The following is a 684-nucleotide window of genomic DNA, read 5'->3' as shown; positions in this document are numbered from 1 at the left end:
ACCGGGCCACGACGGACGAGGAGTTCGCGTCGGCGGTCGACACCGCGTGGGAGGCGGGTGTCCGGTACTACGACACCGCGCCGCACTACGGCCTCGGTCTGTCCGAGCGCCGGCTCGGCGGCGCGTTGCGGCACCGTCCGCGCGACGAGTACGTCGTGTCGACGAAGGTCGGGCGACTCCTGGTGCCCTCGCCGCAGGACGCCCACCTGCGGGACTCCGACGGGTTCGACGTCCCCGCGAGCCACCGGCGGGTGTGGGACTTCAGCCGAGACGGCGTCCTTCGCTCGATCGAGGCCAGCCTGGAACGCACCGGGCTGGACCGGATCGACATCGTCTACCTCCACGACCCGGACGACCACTGGGAGTGGGCCGCGACCGAAGCCGTGCCAGCCCTGGCCGAGCTGCGTGACCAGGGCGTGGTGGGTGCCATCGGCGCCGGCATGAACCAGTCGGCGATGCTGGCCCGGTTCGTGCGGGAGGCCGACGTCGACGTGATGATGTGCGCCGGGCGGTACACCCTGCTGGAGCAGGGCGCGGCCGACGACCTGCTGCCCGCCGCGGAGAGTCGCGGGGTGGGCGTGGTCATCGCCGGCGTCTACAACTCCGGGCTGCTGTCACGGGACCGGCCCACCCACAACTCCGCACCCAAACAACCTCAGCGCCCGCGCTAGCTTAGCCATCCGG

At 72.1% G+C, this 684-nt stretch carries 1 protein-coding gene; it reads left to right on the top strand.

What is annotated here, in order from left to right; translation table 11 throughout:
• The coding region (locus LADH09A_RS03640) for an aldo/keto reductase (RefSeq protein WP_238643305.1) at positions 1–671 on the top strand (671 nt) is incomplete at its 5' end.
• Positions 672–684 lie beyond the last annotated feature (13 nt).

It is taken from the genome of Micromonospora cabrerizensis, assembly GCF_022230955.1.
Lineage (GTDB): Bacteria > Actinomycetota > Actinomycetes > Mycobacteriales > Micromonosporaceae > Micromonospora > Micromonospora cabrerizensis.
Note: the sequence above shows the minus strand (reverse complement) of the source record. Positions and strands in the feature narration are given on the sequence as shown.